The organism is Streptomyces sp. NPDC005438, assembly GCF_040606315.1.
Classification (GTDB): Bacteria; Actinomycetota; Actinomycetes; order Streptomycetales; family Streptomycetaceae; genus Streptomyces.
This window is the reverse complement of the sequence record NZ_JBEXEP010000008.1, coordinates 1-21,140: the sequence shown is the minus strand read 5'-3', so window position 1 is coordinate 21,140 and position 21,140 is coordinate 1. Positions and strand designations below refer to the sequence as shown.

The 21,140-nt window shown below is 70.6% G+C and carries 21 protein-coding genes; 13 read left to right on the top strand and 8 right to left on the bottom strand.

Annotated features, from left to right (window positions below; all coding sequences use genetic code 11):
• Positions 1-49 precede the first annotated feature (49 nt).
• From ABZT14_RS17645 to ABZT14_RS17630, 4 genes are all read left to right on the top strand, one after another.
• Entirely contained in the window at positions 50-1,861 is a 1,812-nt protein-coding gene (locus ABZT14_RS17645; protein ID WP_356303216.1) for a phosphatidylglycerol lysyltransferase domain-containing protein, read from the top strand.
• A gap of 166 nt (positions 1,862-2,027) precedes the next feature.
• On the top strand, positions 2,028-2,519 hold the full coding sequence (locus ABZT14_RS17640) for a hypothetical protein (protein WP_356303212.1): 492 nt from the start codon (positions 2,028-2,030) through the stop codon (positions 2,517-2,519).
• Between the two features lie 269 nt (positions 2,520-2,788).
• Positions 2,789-3,577, top strand: coding sequence for a MerR family transcriptional regulator (locus tag ABZT14_RS17635; RefSeq protein WP_356303210.1), 789 nt, complete (start codon positions 2,789-2,791; stop codon positions 3,575-3,577).
• A 42-nt stretch (positions 3,578-3,619) separates the two neighbouring features.
• Positions 3,620-3,955 carry a YnfA family protein gene (locus ABZT14_RS17630; protein WP_356303207.1) on the top strand — a complete coding sequence of 112 codons (336 nt, stop codon included), beginning with the start codon at positions 3,620-3,622 and terminating at the stop codon, positions 3,953-3,955.
• 18 nt (positions 3,956-3,973) lie between these two features.
• Here ABZT14_RS17630 and ABZT14_RS17625 read toward each other — a convergent pair whose 3' ends face one another.
• From ABZT14_RS17625 to ABZT14_RS17615, 3 genes are all read right to left on the bottom strand, one after another.
• Positions 3,974-6,367, bottom strand: coding sequence for an excinuclease ABC subunit UvrA (locus ABZT14_RS17625; protein ID WP_356303204.1), 2,394 nt, complete (start codon positions 6,365-6,367; stop codon positions 3,974-3,976).
• Between the two features lie 215 nt (positions 6,368-6,582).
• Complete coding sequence (locus ABZT14_RS17620; RefSeq protein WP_356303201.1) at positions 6,583-6,999, bottom strand: VOC family protein; 417 nt, start codon at positions 6,997-6,999, stop codon at positions 6,583-6,585.
• A gap of 37 nt (positions 7,000-7,036) precedes the next feature.
• Entirely contained in the window at positions 7,037-7,429 is a 393-nt protein-coding gene (locus tag ABZT14_RS17615) for a helix-turn-helix transcriptional regulator (protein WP_356303199.1), read from the bottom strand.
• 499 nt (positions 7,430-7,928) lie between these two features.
• Here ABZT14_RS17615 and ABZT14_RS17610 point away from each other — a divergent pair, with 499 nt between their 5' ends.
• The 7 genes from ABZT14_RS17610 (at position 7,929) to ABZT14_RS17580 (ending at position 14,178) form a co-directional block, all read left to right on the top strand.
• Positions 7,929-8,060 (top strand): hypothetical protein, encoded by a 132-nt coding sequence (locus ABZT14_RS17610; RefSeq protein WP_356303196.1) that lies wholly within the window; start codon positions 7,929-7,931, stop codon positions 8,058-8,060.
• 75 nt (positions 8,061-8,135) lie between these two features.
• Positions 8,136-9,545, top strand: a complete 1,410-nt coding sequence (locus ABZT14_RS17605; protein ID WP_356303193.1) for a radical SAM protein — start codon at positions 8,136-8,138, stop codon at positions 9,543-9,545.
• Complete coding sequence (locus ABZT14_RS17600) at positions 9,542-10,831, top strand: YcaO-like family protein (protein WP_356303191.1); 1,290 nt, start codon at positions 9,542-9,544, stop codon at positions 10,829-10,831. The genes ABZT14_RS17605 and ABZT14_RS17600 overlap by 4 nt, the downstream gene beginning before the upstream one ends.
• A complete protein-coding gene (locus ABZT14_RS17595) occupies positions 10,828-11,595 on the top strand; it encodes a TfuA-like protein (protein ID WP_356303188.1) in 768 nt (255 codons plus the stop codon). Before ABZT14_RS17600 ends, ABZT14_RS17595 begins: the two co-directional genes overlap by 4 nt.
• Positions 11,596-11,598: 3 nt before the next feature.
• Complete coding sequence (locus ABZT14_RS17590) at positions 11,599-12,852, top strand: MFS transporter (RefSeq protein ID WP_356303185.1); 1,254 nt, start codon at positions 11,599-11,601, stop codon at positions 12,850-12,852.
• Positions 12,852-13,598 (top strand): cupin domain-containing protein, encoded by a 747-nt coding sequence (locus tag ABZT14_RS17585; protein WP_356303181.1) that lies wholly within the window; start codon positions 12,852-12,854, stop codon positions 13,596-13,598. The genes ABZT14_RS17590 and ABZT14_RS17585 overlap by 1 nt, the downstream gene beginning before the upstream one ends.
• A gap of 1 nt (position 13,599) precedes the next feature.
• Positions 13,600-14,178, top strand: coding sequence for a hypothetical protein (locus ABZT14_RS17580; protein ID WP_356303178.1), 579 nt, complete (start codon positions 13,600-13,602; stop codon positions 14,176-14,178).
• Between the two features lie 329 nt (positions 14,179-14,507).
• Here the strand turns inward: ABZT14_RS17580 and ABZT14_RS17575 are convergent, their stop codons facing one another.
• The 3 genes from ABZT14_RS17575 to ABZT14_RS17565 all read right to left on the bottom strand — a co-directional run bounded on the left by ABZT14_RS17575 (position 14,508) and on the right by ABZT14_RS17565 (position 16,219).
• Positions 14,508-15,056, bottom strand: a complete 549-nt coding sequence (locus tag ABZT14_RS17575) for a GNAT family N-acetyltransferase (protein WP_356303175.1) — start codon at positions 15,054-15,056, stop codon at positions 14,508-14,510.
• A gap of 31 nt (positions 15,057-15,087) precedes the next feature.
• Entirely contained in the window at positions 15,088-15,657 is a 570-nt protein-coding gene (locus ABZT14_RS17570; protein ID WP_356303173.1) for a histidine phosphatase family protein, read from the bottom strand.
• Between the two features lie 121 nt (positions 15,658-15,778).
• Entirely contained in the window at positions 15,779-16,219 is a 441-nt protein-coding gene (locus ABZT14_RS17565) for a GNAT family N-acetyltransferase (protein WP_356303170.1), read from the bottom strand.
• A gap of 223 nt (positions 16,220-16,442) precedes the next feature.
• Here ABZT14_RS17565 and ABZT14_RS17560 point away from each other — a divergent pair, with 223 nt between their 5' ends.
• The gene (locus ABZT14_RS17560) at positions 16,443-16,652 is read left to right on the top strand and encodes a DUF1918 domain-containing protein (protein ID WP_356303167.1); all 210 of its coding nucleotides are present in this window, start codon (positions 16,443-16,445) and stop codon (positions 16,650-16,652) included.
• 3 nt (positions 16,653-16,655) lie between these two features.
• Here ABZT14_RS17560 and ABZT14_RS17555 read toward each other — a convergent pair whose 3' ends face one another.
• On the bottom strand, positions 16,656-17,918 hold the full coding sequence (locus ABZT14_RS17555; RefSeq protein ID WP_356303164.1) for a family 10 glycosylhydrolase: 1,263 nt from the start codon (positions 17,916-17,918) through the stop codon (positions 16,656-16,658).
• A 310-nt stretch (positions 17,919-18,228) separates the two neighbouring features.
• On the opposite strand from ABZT14_RS17555, the gene ABZT14_RS17550 reads away from it, so the two are divergent.
• Positions 18,229-19,089, top strand: coding sequence for a 3-hydroxybutyryl-CoA dehydrogenase (locus tag ABZT14_RS17550; RefSeq protein ID WP_356303161.1), 861 nt, complete (start codon positions 18,229-18,231; stop codon positions 19,087-19,089).
• On the opposite strand, the gene ABZT14_RS17545 is transcribed toward ABZT14_RS17550, so the two are convergent.
• Positions 19,080-20,294, bottom strand: a complete 1,215-nt coding sequence (locus tag ABZT14_RS17545) for a PP2C family protein-serine/threonine phosphatase (RefSeq protein WP_356303158.1) — start codon at positions 20,292-20,294, stop codon at positions 19,080-19,082. The two genes, ABZT14_RS17550 and ABZT14_RS17545, sit on opposite strands and share 10 nt — an antisense overlap.
• Between the last annotated feature and the right edge of the window lie 846 nt (positions 20,295-21,140).

The following is a 21,140-nucleotide window of genomic DNA, read 5'->3' as shown; positions in this document are numbered from 1 at the left end:
TCCGCCCTGCCGGTGACACCGGCCCCTCACACACGAGGTGAAGCTTCGCTTGTTCGCACAGCAGTCTGCACAGTCCACACGGCGTCACCCGCTCCAGCCGGGCGGCGGCCCAGAGGACGGCACCCCGGCGTCCGGTCACTCCCGGCGGCGGACGTGGGCGGCCGAAGCCACCATCTGGTACCTGCGCCTGATCGCGCTGTTGAACGTGGTGGCGGTCGTCTCGGTGCCCTTCCGGGAGAGGGTGCGCGAGCACAACGTGGGCGGGTACTTCACGCCCTACCTGGTCACGGCGGGGCTGATCTCCGCCGCGTTGGCGCTGTTCCTCGCGGTGGTGATGCGGCGCCGCAAGCGGGCCGCGTGGAACTTCAACATGCTGCTGGCCGGAACGCTGTTCGTCCTCTACGTGCTGGCGCTGACGCAAGCCGAGTACCGCACCCACCCGTTCAACTGGTTCTCGACCCTGCTGACCGGCCTGTTCGTGCTGGCCCTGCTGCTGGCCCGCAGGGAGTTCCGCGCCGTCGGTGACCCCTCCAACCCGCGCCTGGCGGTGGCCGTACTGGCCGGCGGCCTGTTGGTGAGCGGCACCGTCGGCACCCTGCTGGTGAGCGCCACCAACCACCACGCCGGAGCCCCGCTGATCGACCGGATCGGCTACACCCTCCTGCGCGGGGTCAGCACCGGTCCGTTCGCCGAGAGGTTCGACAGGGTCGACGCTCCGGCCTGGGTGGACGTACTGATCAACGTCCTGGTCGCGTTGACGTTCCTCCTCGTCCTGTACGCGTGCTTCCGCGCGCCCCGGGGCCACGGACTGCTCCGGGGGGAGAACGAGAAGCGGCTGCGCGAACTGTTGGGGGAACACGGCGACCGTGACTCGCTGGGGTACTTCGCTCTCCGCCGCGACAAGGCCGTCATCTGGTCACCGAGCGGCAAGGCGGCGATCACCTACCGGGTGGTGGGAGGCGTCACCCTGGCCTCCGGCGACCCCATCGGCGACCCCGAGGCCTGGCCGGGCGCCATCGAGCAGTGGCTGAGCGAGGCACGCCGGCACGCCTGGACACCCGCCGTGATCGGCGCCGGTGAGGAGGCCGGCACCGTGTACGCCCGCCACGGCATGAACGCGCTGGAACTCGGCGACGAGGCGATCGTCGAACGCGCCCACTTCACCCTGGAGGGGCGGCCCATGCGGGGGGTGAGGCAAGCCTGCAACCGGGCCCGTCGCGCCGGCTACACCGTACGTGTCCGCCGCCACCAGGACATCACGGACGACGAGATGGCCGTCCTCGTCGACAAGGCGGACCACTGGCGGGACAGCGACACCGAACGCGGCTTCTCCATGGCGCTCGGTCGGCTCGCCGACCCGGCCGACGGCCGCTGCGTGATGGTCGAGTGCCACGACGCCGACGGCCAACTGCGGGCCCTGCTCAGCTTTGTGCCCTGGGGGGCGAACGGCCTGTCACTGGACCTGATGCGCCGTGACCGCGACTCGGAGAACGGGCTCATCGAGTTCGCCGTGGTCGAGTTGCTCCAGCGAGGCCAGGACATCGGTGTGGAGCGGCTGTCGCTGAACTTCGTGATGTTCCGGGCCGTCTTCGAACGAGGCGCCCGGCTGGGCGCCGGGCCGGTGCTGCGCCTGTGGCGTGGAGTGCTGACCTTCTTCTCCCGCTGGTGGCAGATCGAGTCGCTCTACCACGCGAACGCCAAGTACCGGCCCATCTGGGAACCCCGCTACCTGCTGTTCGAGAAGAGCGGCGAGATCCCGAGGATCGGCATCGCCAGTGCCCGGGCCGAGGGGTTCATCACCACGCCCAGGCTGCCCGCGCTCCTCCGCCACCGGAACACCCACGGACCGGAAACGGTGTAGCCGGACCACTGCACGGAGCGCCTCCGGTGCCCACGCCGGCACCCACCCTCGGTCACGGCCACCTCGGCGGGCCGGCCGGCGCTGACGCCCCCCGGGGGGCCGGAGCACGGCGTCCCCCCTCGTCACGCCACGGTGCGGGGCGACGGGGCTGGCATACCGTGACCCGATGGGGAACGTGTTCGAGGGCGACGGGGTGAGCCTGGAGCTGTCCAACGGCGGCACCGAGGTGTTCGTCGAGGTGCTGGTGCTGGCCGTGTCCGACCTCGCCGAGGACGAGTGGGACCACCGCTTCGCCGCCCTGCTGACCTGGCAGGACCAGAACGTGAGGGGGCGCGGGGCCGTCGGCTTCGACCTGCGGGACATCGCGTGGGGCTCCACCCCGGCGGAGTGCACGCGGGCGAAGGACTTCGTCCTGCGCTCCGTCGACCTCGCGCTGACCGGTCACCGCTGGGACGAGCTGGGCTACGACCCGCCCTTCGTCCGGGACCACCTGCGGCGGTTCCGGTCGATGGTCGCCTCCTTCACGCCGACGCCCGCCGACGGGCCCGGTGACGGCTTCCCGTCGCCGGAGGAGCGCGCGGCGACCTCGTGCGTACGCCACCGCGTCCTCAGCGCGCTCCCCCACCAGGGAGGCTGCCTCCTGTGCGCCTCCCGCTAGGGTGTGTCGTTTGGATCTTGGGAGATCAGGGAGCGTGCTCTGGTGTCGTGGGCCGTGGACGCGGCAAGGCGGAGGGGGAGTCGATGCAGCGCATCGGCGGCAGCGACCCACAGCGACAACGCGGCGAGGTGCGGCACGCTCGGTGACACCGCACGCGAGCCTCGCAGTGATCCAAACGACGCACCCTAGGCACCCGGGCACGCCCCACCCGGCGCGTACCGGACGGAGGGTTTGACCTTCCAGCCGGGTCGAAGGTCTACCGTCGGGGCATGGGCAGGATGCGCATATCCCAACTGGCCGCACGCTGCGGCCTACCGGCCACCACGCTGCGCTTCTACGAGGGCGCCGGGCTGCTGCCCGCCGAGCGGACCCCCGCCGGTTACCGGATGTACGGCGAGGAGGCGGTGGACCGCCTGGCCTTCATCAGCGCCGCCAAGCACCTGGGGCTGCCCCTGGAGGAGATCGGCGCGCTGCTGACCGTGTGGGAGTCGGGGAGTTGCCGGGAGGTCAGGGCCGACCTGCGCCCCCGGCTGGCGGCCCGACTGGAGGACGCCCGGGCCCGGAGCGCCGAACTGGCCGCCTTCACCGACTCGTTGCGTGCCGCCCTGGAGCATCTGGACGCCCTCCCGGACCGTACGGACCGCTGTGACCCCGAGTGCGGTTTCCTCCGCGCCTCCCCCTCGCGGCCGGTCGACGTGGCCGTGGTCCCCCACCGGTCGGCCACCACCGGCACCGCGTCGGACACCGAGCGGTGGCGTACCGCCCCGGTGGCCTGCTCCCTGTCCGGTGACGGACTGCGCCAACGCGTCGATCGGTGGCGGGAGGTCCTGGACGGCGCCGAACGCAGCCCGGTCGACGACGGGCTCCGGCTGACCCTGCCGGTGGAGCGCGCGGCGTCGGTGGCCGCGCTCGCCGCCGACGAACAGGCCTGCTGCCCCTTCTTCGACTTCCACCTCCACCTGGACGGCCCGGCGCTGCACCTGGAGGTACGCGCTCCCGCCGAGGGGGCGGCCCCGCTCGCCGAACTGTTCGGCGAACCGTACGGAACCCCCGCCTGACGCCCCGCCCCACCCGACCCCTCCCACCGGAAAGACCTCGCCGTGCTCGTGACCCGCTCCCTGGCCCTGTTCGCCGTCGCCGCGCTGTTCGAGATCGGGGGTGCGTGGCTGGTCTGGCAGGGGCTGCGCGAACACCGGGGATGGGTGTGGGTCGGCGCCGGAGTCGTGGCGCTGGGCCTCTACGGCGTGGTGGCCACCTTCCAGACCGACGAGAACTTCGGCCGCATCCTCGCCGCGTACGGGGGGATCTTCGTCGCCGGTTCCCTCGCCTGGGGCGTGATCGCCGACGGCTACCGCCCCGACCGCTACGACATCGTCGGCGCGCTGATCTGCCTGGCCGGGATGGCCGTCCTGATGTACGCGCCCCGGGGCGACTGACCACCCCGGGGCGTCCGCTCAGGCGCCGACGTAGTCCGCCAGGTGCTGGCCGGTGAGGGTGGAGCGGGCGGCGACCAGGTCGGCCGGGGTGCCCTCGTAGACCACGCGACCGCCGTCGTGGCCGGCGCCGGGGCCGAGGTCGATGATCCAGTCGGCGTGGGCCATGACCGCCTGGTGGTGCTCGATGACGATCACCGACTTGCCGGAGTCCACCAACCGGTCGAGCAGACCGAGGAGTTGCTCGACGTCGGCGAGGTGGAGGCCGGTGGTGGGCTCGTCGAGCACGTAGACCGACTGGCCCTTCTCTCCCATGTGGGTGGCGAGCTTCAGCCGCTGCCGTTCCCCGCCGGACAGGGTGGTGAGCGGCTGGCCCAGGCGGAGGTACCCCAGGCCCACGTCGTCGAGGCGGTTGAGGATGGTGTGCGCGGCGGGGGTGCGTGCCTCGCCGGTGCCGAAGAAGTCCCGCGCCTCGGCCACCGACATCGCCAGCACCTCGCTGATGTCGCGTCCGCCGAGGTGGTGCTCCAGCACCGAGGGCTCGAACCGCTTCCCCTCGCACTCCTCGCAGGTGGTGGCGACGCCGGCCATCATCCCCAGGTCGGTGTAGACCACGCCGGCGCCCTTGCAGTTGGGGCAGGCCCCCTCGGAGTTGGCGCTGAACAGGGCCGGCTTGACCCCGTTGGCCTTGGCGAACGCCTTGCGCACCGGGTCGAGCAGCCCGGTGTACGTGGCCGGGTTGCTGCGACGCGAACCACGGATGGCGCCCTGGTCGACGAACACCACCCCGGCGCCCCGGGGGATCGAACCGTGCACCAGGGAACTCTTGCCGGAACCGGCGACCCCGGTGATGACCGCCAGCACCCCGAGCGGGATGTCGACGTCCACCTCGCGCAGGTTGTGCGTGGTCGCCCCACGGATCTCCAGCGCGCCGGAGGAGGTGCGTACCGTCTCCTTCAGGGAGGCCCGGTCGTCCAGGTGCCGGCCGGTGGGGGTGTCGGCGGACCGCAGCCCGTCGACGGTGCCCTCGAAGCAGACGGTTCCCCCTTCGGTGCCGGCACCGGGGCCGAGGTCCACCACATGGTCGGCGATCGCGATCGCCTCCGGCTTGTGCTCCACCACCAGCACCGTGTTGCCCTTGTCCCGCAGCCTCAGCAGCAGGTCGTTCATCCGCTGGATGTCGTGCGGGTGCAGGCCGATGGTGGGCTCGTCGAACACGTAGGTCACGTCGGTGAGGGAGGAGCCGAGGTGACGGATCATCTTCACCCGCTGGGCCTCGCCACCGGACAGCGTGCCCGAGGGGCGGTCCAGGGAGAGGTAGCCGAGGCCGATCTCCACGAAGGAGTCCAGGGTGTGTCCGAGGGTGCCCAACAGGGGGGCCACCGAGGGTTCGTCGAGGCCGCGCACCCACTCGGCCAGGTCGCTGATCTGCAGGGCGCAGGCGTCGGCGATGTTGATCCCGGCGATCCGGGAGGACCGGGCGGCCTCGCTCAGTCGGGTGCCCTCGCACTCGGGGCAGTCGGTGAAGGTGACCGCGCGTTCCACGAAGGCGCGGATGTGGGGCTGCATCGCCTCCTTGTCCTTGGACAGGAACGACTTGCGGATCTTGGGGATCAGCCCCTCGTAGGTGAGGTTGACGCCCTCGACCTTGACCTTGGTCGGCTCGTGGTGGAGGAAGTCCTCCATCTCCCGCTTGCTGAACTCGCGGATCGGCTTGTCGGGGTCGAGGAACCCCGACTCGGCGTAGACCCGTACCGTCCACCAACTGTCCGACTTCCAGCCGGGGATGGTGAACGCGCCCTCGGAGAGGGACTTGGAGTCGTCGTACAGCTGGCTGAGGTCGATGTCGGAGACGGTGCCCCGGCCCTCACAGTGCGGGCACATGCCCCCGGCCCGGGTGAAGGTCTGACGTACGGTCTTGCTGGCTCCCCTCTCGACCGTGATCGCGCCGCTTGCCCGGACGGTGGGCACGTTGAAGGAGAAGGCGTTGGGCGAGCCGATGTGCGGGCGTCCGAGACGGCTGAAGAGGATGCGCAGCAGCGCGTTGGCGTCGGTGGCCGTGCCGACCGTGGAGCGGGTGTCCGCGCCCATCCGCTGCTGGTCGACGATGATCGCGGTGGTCAGCCCCTCCAGTACGTCGACCTCGGGGCGGGCCAGGGTCGGCATGAAGCCCTGGACGAAGGCGCTGTAGGTCTCGTTGATCATCCGCTGGGACTCGGCGGCGATGGTGTTGAACACCAGGGAGCTCTTGCCGGAGCCCGAGACACCGGTGAAGACCGTCAGCCGGCGTTTGGGGATCTCGACGCTGAGGTCCCTGAGGTTGTTCTCCCGCGCTCCGTGGACCCGGATCAGGTCGTGGGTGTCGGCGACGTGCGCGGCGGGCGGTCGGCGGTCCGCGCGGGTGGCCTTGCTCATCGTGTCTCCTCGATTCGGTGGAGCCGCGCGGGGCGGTCTCGTCAACGTCGCCAGACGTCTCGCACGGTACGTCCCGGGTCTGACACCCGTCGCCGTCCCCGGGCGGTGGCTGTCAGACCCGGGGTACTCCCGCCGGCCCGGCGCCCCGGGAAGGGGCGGGGTCCCAACCGCCGTACGGAGCGGGCGGGTTCACCGGCCCGACCGGGGCGGACCGGTCACCGCCCGCGAGGCTGGGTGAAGCGGAGCATGTTGCCGGCGGGGTCCCGGAAGGCGCAGTCCCGTACCCCGTACGGCTGGTCGATGGGCTCCTGCACCACCTCGCCGCCGGCGGCCCGGACGTGCTCGAAGGTGGCGTCGCAGTCCTTGGTGGAGAAGATCACGCCGCGCAGCATCCCCTTGGCCAGCAGCTCCGCCATCACCTGCTTGTCGTCGGGCGAGGCGTTGGGGTTGGCGAGCGGAGGTTCGAGAACGATCTCCACCCCGGGCTGGGCGGGTGAGCCGACGGTGACCCACCGCATCCCCTCGAAGGAGACGTCGTTGCGTACCTCCAGGCCGAGGGTGTCGCGGTAGAAGGCCAGGGCCTTCTCGTGGTCGTCGACGGCGATGAAGCACTGGGAGAGTGTGATGTCCATGGCCCCGACGCTACGAGGCGAGGGGGCTTTCCGCTTCTCAGATCCTGACCGGTCGGGTGTAGATCTTGGCGACGCAGGCCGGGATGGCGGCACCGGCCTCGTGACGGCGGGCCCGGTAGGCGCTGGGCGGCTCGCCGACCAGCTCGGTGAAGCGGGAACTGAACGATCCCAGCGAGGTGCACCCGACCGCGAAGCAGACCTCGGTGACGCTCAGGTCGCCCCGGCGCAGCAGTGCCTTGGCCCGTTCCACGCGGCGGGTCATCAGGTAGCTGTAGGGGGTCTCCCCGAAGGCGGCGCGGAAGCTGCGGGAGAAGTGCCCCGGCGACATCAGGGCGACGTTCGCCAGCGCGGGAACGTCCAGCGGACTCGCGTAGTCACGGTCGATCGTGTCCCGTGCGCGCCGCAGCCGTACCAGGTCGTCCAGGTTCACGCCCCCAGCATCCCACGGGCGTTCCGCTCGTCGGGGGCAGCACTGGTCAGCGACAAGCCACCCTGGCGGGGTCCACGAGACGTGATCCGACGCGTGAGGATCTTGACGGTGCCCGACCTGGAGGGGCGAAACGCGGCAAACCGGGGTCACGGAGCACGGGTGGGAACGGTGGTGGCGGCTCCTCCGCACTCGTACGCGGAATGCTCCGATCCTGATCTTTGAGGCGACGACAGGGGGCGATCAGCCGTATACGGAGGCCGTGCGACGTGTCGCACGCCTCCTCCCGTACGCGAGCCGCAGCACCCCCTTTTCGCCATCTGAAAGAACAGCCTTGACCCGTAACCAAAATTGGCAAACCCTCTTCGTGGCAACCTCCCCAAGGCGTCGCCACCGACTTCCCGGAATTTCTGGTAATTCCGGCACTCTGGACGGAAGTGTCTTATCGGTGGAGAGCATCGGGGAATTCTGGTTGCCCCGTCAGGGAGGGGAGGTGATGTGAATGAGCACCGCTGTGGAGCCCGTGGAGGTCGTGGAGCAGGATGTCGAGCTGACCGACCTCGCCAGCCTGGCAGACGACCTGTTCGACGAGCAGGTGGAAAGGCCGGGTGTCGCCTGCGAAATCGCCACCTGAAGCGCGTAGGTGGATCCTCAGGGTCCACATTCCACGAGCGCGGACCCTGAGGATCGACTCGAAAGGTGGGGCGCTGTGTCCTCCCGCAAGAACGTCGTACTGCCCGGTGGCGACGGAGCCCGGGCAACCCTGTACGACCCTGACCGCATGACCTTCGCCAGCCTTCCGCCCCAGGTGGCCGAACGTGCCCGGCGCTTCGCCGCGGCCAGCCACTCGGAGGTCGAGCTCACCCCGCAGGAACAGCGGGAATGGGACGACCTTAACCAGTTACTGGCGACGGGCGCCCTGCCTGTCCCCGCAGACAACGACAGCACCCGGATCAACCAACTCGTCATCGGCAACACCTACCACTGCAACATGGGGTGCACCTACTGCTACAACGAACTGGACACCAAGGAGAAGAAGGGGTCTGAGGTACCCCAGGGAATGGAGTGGGAAACCGCCAGGAGGAGCATCGACGAGGTGCTTTCCCAGGCGGACCCGAAGAAGACTGTACGGATATTCTTCATCGGCGGCGAACCCCTCCTGGAACGGAAGATACTGGAACAGGGTGTGGAATACGCGGCAACCCGCTCACGGGAGACGGGAATTCGCGTCCAGTTCAACGTCTACACCAACGGCACCCTCCTCACTCCGCGCACCCTGGAGTGGTGCGAGGAGCACCGCATTTCCCTCATCATCAGCCTGGACGGACCACCGCTACTCAACAGTGAACGAGTATTTCTCTCTGGTCGACCGACCAGCAAGATCGTGCTGCGCAATATGCGCCGCATGATGGATACGCAGAGCGCCACGATGCGCCGAGTCCGCTCGGTGAGCCAGGTCGGCACGCCCTTGGTGGCACTCCACCGCTATCTGGTGGCACTGGGCTTCAACGAGGTCCACGTACAGCCGATGTACGACACCCAGGGGATCACCGCCGTCGGCCAGGAGGAGATGCTCCAGCTCCTGGACTGGTGGACCGAGCAACTGGAAGAAGGCGTGGTGATCGACATCATGCCGTTCTCCGCCTTCTTCCAGAAGATCCTGATGCAGGGCAAGGCCGTCAGTTCCTGGTACCCGTGCCAGGCGGCCCGCAACGCGATCACCGTCGGACCCGACGGGCGCGTCTACTCCTGCCATCACGCCATCGAGGAGACCGATTTCGAGCTGGGGCACATCTCACGCGGACTGCCCCTGGTGGAGGTGCGTCAGAAGCACTTCAAGCGGGTCGACGAGCGGGAACCGTGCGGCAGTTGCTGGGCCAAGAACATCTGTGGTGGCGAGTGCTACCACCGTTCCCTGTCGGCAGGCGCGGGAGAGTTCGGAACGCTTCCGGCCGCCTGCAAGGAGCGTAAGACCTTGATCGGCTTTGCCCTGGATGCCTTCTCCCGGATCGCCCGCTCCAACCCGGAGTCGCTGCGTCGACTAGCCACCGGACGACTCACCGTGCCCGAACCCCAGGAGTCCGCCTACCAGGCCACGGACCTGCGGGAGTTCGTGTGACGGCGACCGAGCGTCAGGTCGATCGCGGGAGTCTGGACTGGCTGGTACCTCCCACCGAGGCGGTGGTGGAGGACCGTGACCCACACTGCGACAAGGGGTTGTACGCGGACTGGGGTCGGCACCGCACTCTGGAGGAGACCATCAACCTCGCCTGGCACCTGCGGGCTGAGGCGGGGGTGTCCCGGGTCGCCGACATCACTGGTCTAGACCGGGTGGGACTGCCAGTCTTCAACACCTTCCGCACCACCGCCGACACCGGGAACCTCACGGTCACCTGTGGAAAGGGACTGCACCGGCCGGCCGCCCTGGCCTCCGCCCTGATGGAGGCATACGAACGGTACTGCGGGGAGCAACAGGGCCGGCGGGGCCCGACGTTGACGGTGGACCAGGCCCGGGAGTGTTTCGAGCGGGTGCTGCACCCCAGAGACCTGGTACTGGACACTCGTACCGACTGGGAGGAGTCGGCCCCGCTGGAGTGGGCGCCCAGCCGCGATCTGTTCGCTGACGAGGTGGTGTGGGTACCTGCCGACGCGGTGTACACCCCGTACCGGGCCGGCCGTTCACGGCTGTTCGCTGGTCACTCAGACGGGCTGGCCTCAGGCAACTGCCTCACCGAAGCCACCCTGCACGCCCTGTACGAACTGGTCGAGCGGGACAGTCGCTCGTTCGGCGAGGTGCTGCGACTCGGCCAGCGGGTGGACCTGCACTCGCTACCGAAGTCCCTGGCCGGCGTAGCCCGTCAACTGACCGAGGCGGGAATCGAGGTCTCCCTGTTCGCCTTCCGCTCCTCGCTGGAAATCACCAGCTTCTTCGCACTCGGTGACGACCGGTTGGCCGAGAACGCGATGCTGGTCAACGCGGGTGCTGGCTGCCATCTGAATCCTGCGGTGGGTGCGGCGCGGGCTCTAACCGAGCTGGCACAGTCCCGGTTGAGTGTGATCTCCGGGTCACGCGAGGACTTCAGTACCCGTTTCCGCGACCGTCGTACGGAGACCTATCAACGAGCCCACGAGCGCGCGACGCGCTGGAGTGAGGGCTGGCCCGCGGTGACCTTCGACCAGGTGCCCGACGGTTCGTCGGGCAACCTGGAACGTGATCTGTCCATCGTCGGCGAGCGGCTACGTGCGGCCGGCCTCACCCGGTTGCTGGTCACCGACCTGACTATGAACCCGGCCGGTCCCCGGGTGGTCAAGGTAATCGTTCCCGGCCTGGAGTTCGTCGTGAACGAGCCGTCCCGGATCGGCAGTCGCTTCTACCGGACCGCCCGCGAGGTGAGGAAAGGATGATCCCGGAGCCTGATCCGTCGGTGGTCGCCGCCCTGGAACGGCTCACCCCGGAGGAGTTGACGGTCTTCGTCGGCCCCTCACTGGTGGGTTCCCCGCTGGCCACACCCTGCGCGCGACTGACGGTCCCACCCATCCGGGACGGCGACCTCACCGCCCTGATCAACAGCCCCACCCCTCCAGCAAGAGTGCTGGTGGTCGACGGGTATTTCGGTGCGGGGCAGGCGGTCAACCTCACCGAGATCCGCGACACACTCCGCGCCGGAGTACACCTCTACGGCTGCTCCAGCATGGGCGCCTTGCGGGCTGTCGAGGCAGCCCCCTGGGGCATGACGGGTCTGGGGAAGGTGTTCGCCGCGTACCGGGACAGCATACGTACGCAGGACGAGAACGTGGCGTTGCTGCATGACGAGGACTATCAGCCACTGACCGTCCCCACGGTCAACCTTGACGCGCTGTGCACCCTGCTCGAAGACGAGGGCGCCCAGCCAGGGCCGGCGGGCGCTTTCCAGCGGGCTGCCAGCTCCCTGTACTTCGGGGACCGTACCTTCACCGCGCTGCGTCGCCTGGGAGAGCAGTACCTGCCCGATCACCATCAGGTGCTGGACCGGCTGACTCGGCCGGCGGAACGCTGGCGTTGGGACGTCAAGCGGCAGGACGCCGAGGAGTCCCTCGCCGGGCTGGCGCTGGGCCAGGCACCCCAGCCCACGACACGTCCGCTCTCCCCGGTCCCGGACCGGGTGGACCTTCTCCTCGGGAACGGGTGAACGGTGCGCGCTTTCGGCAGAAGTTACCAACGCCTTTACCTGGCAGCCGTGGGGTCCCGGTTCGGCGACTCCGCCCGTACCTCGGCGATCGCGGTACTCGCGGCTCAACTAACCAGCAGCCCGGCAGTATTGTCCTGGGTGTCGGCGATGTCCTTCGCGCCCTGGCTGCTGTTCGGGCTGCCGGCCGGCGCCCTGGTGGACCGGGTGGACAAACGCCGCGCGTTCCTGTGGGCGGACGGGGCCCGCTGTCTGTTGCTGGTAGTGCTCACCACGCTGGCCTTCGCCGGTCAGCTGACCATCCCCTGGCTGATCGTGTGCGCGTTCGCGCTGACCAGCGCACAGACGATGGCCGACAGTTGCTTCACCGGGATGCTGCCCACGGTGGTTGACAATGACCAGCTAGGCCCCGCCAACGCCCGGTTGAGCGCCTCACAGTCGACCGCTCAGGTGGCCGGGCCTCCGACCGGGAGTGCCCTGGCTGCCCTCGGAGCTGGTTGGCCCTTCCTCCTCAACGCCCTCACCTTCGGCGCTTCGGCTGCCTGGGTCAGTTCTCTCCCCACCGACACCGGCCGTCGTCCCCACACCGACGGTTCGGACGCTGAACCCCGCCAGGCGGGGTGGCGGAGGCTGCGGGCGGACATAGCGGAGGGGGTACGCAGGGTCCGGGCGCGACCACCACTGCCCCTTCTGCTCGGCGGAGTCGCGGTGAGCAACCTATGCAACGGACTGAACAGCGCTGTGTTACCTCTGCTGGCCACCCGCGAACTGGGTGTCAGCATGGCCAGTTACGGCTTCCTGATTGGGGCCAACGCCGCCAGCATGGTGGCTGGCAATCTCACGGCGGGCGCGGGGCTGAAACGTGGAGTGGCCGACCACACACTGGCCACCGCCGCGATCGCGGTGAAAATCCCGGGCTTCGCCCTGGTCTGCCTGGCGCCCTCGTTCGCCGCGCTACTGGTGGGCATGGCCGTGCTGGGGCTGGGGGCGGGCATGTGGAACGTCCCCTCCTCCACCCTGATGATGCGGTCCGCCCCGCCCGAGGTGCTGGGACGGACCAACGCCCTGTTCCGCACCGTGGCAGTAGCCGGGATGCCGCTGGGAGCCGTGCTCGGCGGAGCGGTCGCCACCCTCTGGGGACTACGGGCCAGCGCCGCCACCGCCGGTGCGCTCACCGTGTTGTTGCTGATCTACTTCATTCGCCGGATCCGCGCCCCGAAGGTCGTTACCGGTGCCCCGGCCGTTTCCTGGAGGCCGTGATGTCCGGTCTGTCGTCCGACACCCTCGCCCAGCTTGACGCGCACTGGAACCGGACCCACTGGGTGGGCCGTGACCAGGCGGCAGACCAGCCGGTCACGGCCGAACGACTGTGGTCCCTGCTGGAACACCCGGGAATGCACTGGCCGTACCTGACTCTGGTGCGCGCCAGTGTGCAGCCGGCCCTGAAGGACTTCAGCACCGAGGTCCCCGCTCATCGACAACGGCGACTGGACCCGGCGCGAATACGGAAACTGGTCGACGAGGGCCACACCCTGAAGTTCCAGCGGCTGGAGGACTTCGATGACGACGTCCGGCATCGTGTGGCCGCGTTCCAGAACGAGTTAGCCATGGTCACCACTGCATACGCCTTCGTCACCCCGGCCGAGTCGACGGGCCTCAGCTTCCACCGGGACGCCTCCCACGTGGTGGCCTGGCAGTTGGAGGGGACAAAAAAGTGGACGGTGGTGCGCCCCGAACCGGGAGTCAACCCGGACGCCGGTCTGGAGCCCGAACCCCGGGGCGAACACTTCGAGTTCACCCTTTCTCCGGGAGACGTGCTCTACCTGCCGCACGGTTGGCCGCACCGGGCCACCACCGGCGAGGGCGGGTCCACCCATCTCACTTTCACTCTCGCCCGCCCCACCCCGTCGGCGCTGGCGGCGGAGCTGCTCGCCCGAGCGGGGACACCCGAACTGTCTCCAGCGCGGAACACCGCGAACGCCGCTGTCGAACGACTGGGACTGTGAGATGAGCACTTCGGTGGAGAGCACGGTGCGGGCCCTGCTGGCGGTCCCCCGCTGGGAAGGGACCTTCCGGGTCCGTCAGGGGGATCGAGACCTGACCGACTCCTATGTGGAACTGCGTTTCAAGGATCCCCGTCTAGGCGGCTACCTGGACCGCACCCGCACCGAACGGGACTGGCAGGACGAGAGGTTGACGGTGTGGCTACGCGGCCCCTGGTCCTGGCAGCTAGCTGCCCTAGGCCGCGGCGAACCCGCGATGGAACACGCCCAGGAGTGGGACCGCAACGTGTGGACGCTGCTGATCCCACCCGATACCCAAGTGACCGTGCACAGCCCACGACGGGCATTCGCAGTGGTCCGTACCGCCCTGGGGACGATGTCCGACGCCCAGGTCCGGGTGGGCCGCACTCTGACACTCCATGCCGGCCCCCGGGGGCTGGTGGCGCAGCTGGACTGGCTCTCGGAAACAGTGGAGGAACACCTCCTGCGGGGCTACGGACTTAACCTGTCGACCCCGGTGAGCGACTGGCACTCCGCACCCATGGAACATGTCGTGGCCCGAGTGACCGACCAGCTCGGGTGAACCCACTCCAGGGCCGTGATCCGACTGGGACCACGCACGGGACCCAGGGCCGGAGCCACGGATGGCCCCGACGACCGGCCAGGGAGCGCCCGGCCTACGACACACACGGTCGCCACCAGGACGCCGTCTCAGCCGGCCCTCAGCTCCCTCCCACACCCCCGGACCGTTCGTCCATACCCCGACCCTGTCCGGTCGGTCGGCCGACCACGGTGCCTCGTACGCGCCCTCTCCACCGGGGAACCCCGGGTCCCCGTCGAGGCCCGTGCGCCCAACCGCCCCCGGGACCAGCCCCGTTGCTCCCCGGGGTGTCCCGCCGGTCGACGGCGCCCTCAGTCCTCGGCGAACCCGCTCGCCGGTACGGCACGGAGGAGCAGGCCCTCTCCGCCGGTGAACCCCACGCCCTGGAAGGAGGGGCCCCGGCGGTGGACGGTGAAGCCCAGGTCCAGGTGGAGGTCGACCGAGGCCCGGTTGCCGGCCGAGACGAAGCACCAGGCCTCCGGCCGGCGGCGCCAGATCCACTCCACGCGGTACCGGGTGAGCGCCCGGCCGACACCGTGTCGTCTCCAGGGGGCGGCGACGGTGACCCCGGTGAGGTAGTAGCCGGCCGGCGCCCCGTCCTGGTGGGCCGGCAGCAGGGCCAGGTTGGCGTAGCCGACCGGGGCGTCCCGTTGGAGCGCGGCCACCACCAGCCCCTCGGGGTGGGCCAGCGCCCGGCTGATGCGGGCGCTCCACTCCGGGACGGTGCCGCCCCGTACACCGACCTGGAGATGGGCGAGCCGCTCGACCTGGTCCGAGGTGGCGGGCGCGACCTCGATCGGAAGCCGTTCGGGGCGGTCACCGGACCGGGGTGCGTACGGCGCGTAGGGCGACCGTTCCACGCCCGCCCTCCTCTTCTCGTTGCGGCTCGGTTCAGGCGGGCAGGCTGAGGTTCCAGGCGCCGGGCCGGCCGGTGAAGTGGGTGACCGACAGGGGCTGAGGCTCGATGTGCCAGTAGCTGTTGGGGTGCGCCTTGAGGGCGTAGCAGAGGGCGGCGCGTACCACGGTGGGTTCGACCACGGCCACGATCCAGGTGCCCTCGTCGGCCGGCCGGGTGTCCAGCCAGCCTCCGATGCGGGAGATGAAGGCCAGCAGCGACTCGCCTCCGTGGGGGGCGGCGGTGGGGTCCGACAGCCAGCGGTCCACTCCGGCCGAGTCGCTCTCGGCCACCTCGTGGAGGGTCTTGCCCGCCCAGCGGCCCATGTCGCAGGCGCGCAGGGCGGGTTGGGCCAGGGGGAAGAGTCCGAGGGCCTCACCGGTCTCGCGGGCGCGCGGGGAGGGCGAGCAGTAGCGGAGTTCGGCGGCGGTCAGCGGGTTCAGTGGTCCGCTGGCCTGCTGGACGTCCTTCCAGCCGGTGGTGTCCAGGGACCGGTCGTCCTGGAAACGTGTGTCGTGCACGTCGGAGCTTCGCGCCGTGGCGAGGAGTGTGAGCCGCATCTGCATGGAGGGAGCGTAAGCGTAGGCGGCCTCCGGTTCGAGGGCGGCCGGGTGTCGGGCACGGGTCGGTCCACGTCGGGCACCGGCCGGGCGGAGGACTCACCGGGCTCACCCGGGGCGCGGCGCCTCACTGTTCGCCGCGCAGCATCCAGGTGCCGGGGGCGTTCAGGGGCTCGAAGCCGTACCGGGCGTACAGCTGGTGGGCGTCCTCGGTGGCCAGCAGCATCCGGCGGAGGCCGTGGGGCTCCAGCCGTTCGGTGACCGCCCGTACCAGGGCGCCGCCCAGTCCCCGGCCACGGTGGGCGCGGTCGACGTAGACGTCGCAGAGGTAGGCGAAGGTGGCCAGGTCGGTGACCACGCGGGCGTAGGCGAGCTGTTCGCCGGAGTCGGTGGCGTACAGGCCGAAGTTGAGCGAGGCGTCCATGGCGGCGCGTTGGCGTTCGCGGTCCCGGCCGAGGGCCCAGTAGGCGTCGGTGGACAGCCAGTGGTGGACCCGGTCGACGTCGAGCCGGTCGGGGTCGGTGGAGATCTCGTAGTCGAGGTCCGCCTCGGGGAGGTGTTCGGCCATGCCGTGACCCTGGCACAGCCTCGGGGGGCTGTCGACGTCCTCGGGTGGCCGGGCCCGACCGGCTCCGCGCGGCGCCCACCCGGTCACCCCACCCGAAGGGGGCCGTGTCCTCGCGTGGTCCGGGAGAACGCGCCGGTACGGGTGGGGGCCGAGGCGCACGACCCCCACAACCGCCCTAAACTGGGGCACATCCCGCACACCCGCACACTCGGGAGGAACCGCGATGCGAGCACACGCCGGCGACCGACTGCTGACCCACGGCAGGACAGTGGGCCACCGCGACAGGGTGGGCGAGATCGTGGAGGTGCTGGGCCCGGACGGCCAGCCGCCCTACCGGGTGCGGTTCGAGGACGGCCACGAGACGGTGATGTCCCCCGGGCCCGACTCCGTCGTACAGGGCGAGGCCGAGCCCGGGGAATCCCTCAGCGGCTGAGGATCAGCGGCGGGCGGGGCGCCGGTAGTGGTCCCGCACCACCCGGTCCATGGCGCCGATGCTGTCCTCCCCGACCTCCTTGGCGGAGAAGAACACGTGCCCGCGCACCTCGGGGAGGGACCGGGCCAGGGTCAGGTGGCGGGACAGCTCGGCCGGGTCCTGCCAGGCCTCGGGCTGCTCGGGGTCGCCGGCCTTGTAGAGCGCCTCGCCCAGGTACAGGTCCACCCCGGTGCCGCGTACGGTGCGCGCCCACCAGGGAGCCAGCTTGGCGTAGTCGGCGTCGGCGAAGCCGATGTGCCAGTACAGCTGCGGCACCACGTAGTCCACCCACCCCTCGCGGATCCAGCGCCGGGTGTCCGCGTACAGATCGTCGTAGGTCTGCACGCCGGCCTTGGTGTCCGATCCGTCCGGGTCGGACTCCCGGTTCCGCCACACCCCGAACGGGCTGATGCCGAACGGCAGTCGGGGCTTGACCCGGCGCACCTCGTGGGCGAACTCGCACACCAGCCGGTCGATGTTGTCGCGCCGCCAGGAGGCGAGGTCGGGGAAGCCGGCACCGTGCTGGCGGTAGGCCTCGGAGTCGTCGAAGACCTCCCCCTCCAGGGGGTAGGGGTAGAAGTAGTCGTCCCAGTGCACCCCGTCCACCGGGTAGCGGGTCACCGCGTCCAGCATCGCCTTCTGGACGAACCGGCGGACCTCCGGCAGCCCCGGGTTGTAGTACAGCCCCTCGCCGTAGCGGACCACCCATCCGGGATTCCGGCGCGCGGGGTGGTCGGCGTGCAGCTTCGCCGGGTCCGGGTCGATCGCCACCCGGTACGGGTTGCACCAGGCCTCCAGTCGCAGCCCTCGACGGTGCGCCTGGTCCAGCGCGAACCGCAGCGGGTCCCAGCCCGGGTCACGCCCCTGCGTACCGGTCAGCCACGCCGACCAGGGCTCGTGGGGCGAGGGCCACAGTGCGTCCGCGGTCGGGCGGACCTGGAAGTAGACGGTGTCCAGCCGTCGACGTACGGCGGTGTCGAGCTGGGCCACCAACTCCCGCCGCTGCCGCTCCGGTTCGGCCCCGGCCGTCGTCGGCCAGTCCCGGTTGTCCACCGAGGCGATCCACATCCCCCGACGCTCACGGCGGTGGTGGCGCCGGCCGCCCTGGTCGGTCGCCGCCGGGTCGCTCCGGTGGCCGGTCGCCGCCACCGCGCTGGACGTCAGGCCGAGCCCGGACACCGCGGTGAGGGTACCCACCGCGAACGCTCTACGACTGACGGACCCCATATAGCCCCCTGTGCTGTGGTTTCACGCGGTCCCCGGCGTTGGGAACCGCCGCGCCCGATGGTGACGGTGCCGGTGAGTTCCCGACAAGTCCCCGGGCGGCACAGCATGGACCGGCCGGTGGTGCCCGTACCGTCGACACACGGGGAACGCCCCGACCCGCCACCCCGTCGCCGGGGAGCCGGAAGGGCACAGGTAACGTCGACCGGCGAAGCGGCGAAGACAGGAGCCGCGTGGCGGGCCGGCCACCAGGGGCGACCGGTAACGGGCCCCGGCCAGGACCGCCGTACCCGGCAGCGGCGAAAGGCACGTAGTGACGGACATCGAACGCGTCGGAGTGGTGGGCTGCGGCCTGATGGGCTCGGGCATCGCCGAGGTGTGCGCGCGCTCCGGGCTGGAGGTGATGGTCGCCGAGACCACCGGTGAGGCACTGGAGCTGGGCCGTACCCGGCTGGTGAACTCCCTGGACAAGGCCGTGCAGCGGGGCAAGCTCGACGCCGGGGAGCGGGACGCGACCCTGGACCGGCTGACCTTCACCACCGACCTGGGCGAGTTCGCCGACCGCGATCTGACCATCGAGGCCGTCGTGGAGAACGAACAGGTCAAGACGGAGATCTTCCAGGTGCTGGACCAGGTGGTGACCCGCCCGGACGCCATCCTGGCCTCCAACACCTCCTCCATCCCCGTGGTGAAGCTGGCGGTGGCCACCTCCCGCCCGGACCGGGTGGTGGGCGTCCACTTCTTCAACCCGGCCCCGGTACAGCGACTGGTGGAGCTGATCCCGGCGCTGACCACCAGCGAGGAGACCGTCACCCGGGCCGAGACGGTGGTACGCGAGGTGCTGGGCAAGCACCCCATCCGGGCCCAGGACCGCTCCGGTTTCGTGGTGAACGCCCTGCTGATCCCCTACCTCCTCTCGGCGATCCGCATGTTCGAGTCCGGTGTCGCCAACCGGGACGACATCGACCACGGCATGGAGTTGGGCTGCGCCCACCCCATGGGGCCGCTCAAGCTGGCCGACCTGATCGGCCTGGACACCGTGGCCTCCATCGCCGAGTCGATGTACGTGGAGTACAAGGAGCCGCTGTACGCCGCTCCCCCGCTGCTGCAACGGATGGTGGACGCCGGGCGGTTGGGCCGTAAGTCGGGCGCCGGCTTCTACCCCTACGGCTGAGGCCCCACCGACCGTTCCCGATCCCGGGACCGCGCCCGCCCCGACGTCGGGGCGGGCTGCCGGGGCACCCTCGGGGTGGCACGCCGCAGGGCCAGCAACGCCACGTCGTCCGACAGCCGCCCCGCACTGTGCCGGTCCAGCGCCCGGCACAGCTCACCCACCACGGTCGACGGGTCCAGGTCGGCGGCGCACCGCGCCGACCGCTCCACCTCCCGCCCCATCGGGAAGAACTCCCCCCGTACGTCCCGGGCGTCCGGGGCACCGTCGGTGTACAGCAACAGCCCCTCCCCGGGCTCCAGATGGAGCCGCTCGCTGACCAGCTTCTCGGGCAGCGGGAACAACCCCAGCGGAGGCAGCGGCTCGGCCCCGCTCGACGGCTCCGCCCCCGGGTGCTCCCCGGGCGCCTTCGGCTCCGCCGCTTCCCCACCGAGCCGGTACGGCCAGGGGTGGCCGCAGTTCAACGCCTCCACCCCGCCGTCGGGGCGGACCTCCAGCAGCAGGGCGGTGACGAACTCCTCCTCACTGTCGGACTCCTGGGCCCGCAGCGCGACGTCACCCCCGAGGGCCCCGCCGGCCGCCCCGACCAGGGGCGGATAGTCCTCGAACTCCCGCGCCCGCCCGCTCAGATGACGGGCCAGCCCCCGCTCCAGCCGCCACAGCACCCCGTCGAGGGAGGGCTCGTCGTGGGCGGCCTCCCGGAAGGTGCCCAGCACCGCCGCGACGGTGCCCAGGGCGGGCAGGCCGTGCCCCCGTACGTCGCCGATGACGACCCGTACCCCGTACCGGGTGGACACCACCTCGTACAGGTCACCCCCCACCGCCGCCGAACGGGAGGCGGACAGGTGCCGCACCGCCACGTCCAGCCCGTCCACCCGGGACGGCAGGGGACGCAGCAACGCCTGCTGGGCGGCCGAGGCGACCTCCCGCAACTGGTCCAACTCCCGCCCCAGCCACAGGTGGTGGCCGGCCGCCCGCCAGCAGGTCAGGGCCACCACACAGACGGCCAGCGCGGTGCACCACGCCAACGCGGGCTCCCAGGGCTGACCGAGAGCGGCCAACGGAGGCAGCACCAGCAGCACGGCCACCCCGCTCACCAGCACCGGCTCCCGTCGGGCGGTCAGCACACAGGCCAGCGCGGGGGTGACCACGAGCAGCGGCACCGTCCGCCCGTCGGCGGCGTGACCGCACTCCAGCAGCAGCACCACGGCGATCCACAGGGGAGCGGCGGCGGAGAGGAGAAGGTGATGTACGGTGCGCGGTCGGACGAGCCACCCTCCTGGCGACGTCTCCGACGTTCCGATCCTCACGATGTGACGGCCCCCTCGCAGGTTCCGGGACGGGGCCACCCCGAGCGGCGGACGACGGGGCGACCGCGCCGATTGTGTACCGACCCGGGGACACCGCGAACACGGCTTGGAATCCCTCTCACACCAACGAGTGAGCGCTCACGTGCGAGGGGCAGTTGCCAAGGTCACCGTCACCCCACACCGCTCCGAGAACACCACCATTCACGGGCGGACACGACAGAAGCCCCATCACTGACATTCCGCCCTCCCGGAACCCCGGTACGACCCGCCCCCATGGCCAGGTTCCCGACGCGGGTGCGGTGTCGGTGCCCCGGTTCCCGACGACGGCCACGACAGCCACACCAGCGCCCGGTCACATGGCCGACATCTGCCCACCAAGCCCAGCCACCACAGGAGCATGGGCACCCACAACACCTGCGCGGCCACCCCGACACCGCGCCCGGCAGGCAGGCACCACACCAGCCAACCGCCGCCCACAGCACGCCACTTGACCGGTACGACGCCCCCCACACCACCCACACCGTGGCCGCCCCGGCCCCCTCCGCACCCCACGCACAGGGTGCCCGGAACCAGCGGAACGGGCGGCCCCGTGGGGACCGCCCGTTCCTTGGTGGGCGCGCGGTGGCGCCCTCTCCGCCTCGGGTCGGGTGGCCACGGCTGGGACGCCACCCACTGGCCCGAGGGCCGCCACCCCACCCGGACCGAACTCGACGAGGCCACCGGCCACCGCCCGCTGTACCTCAC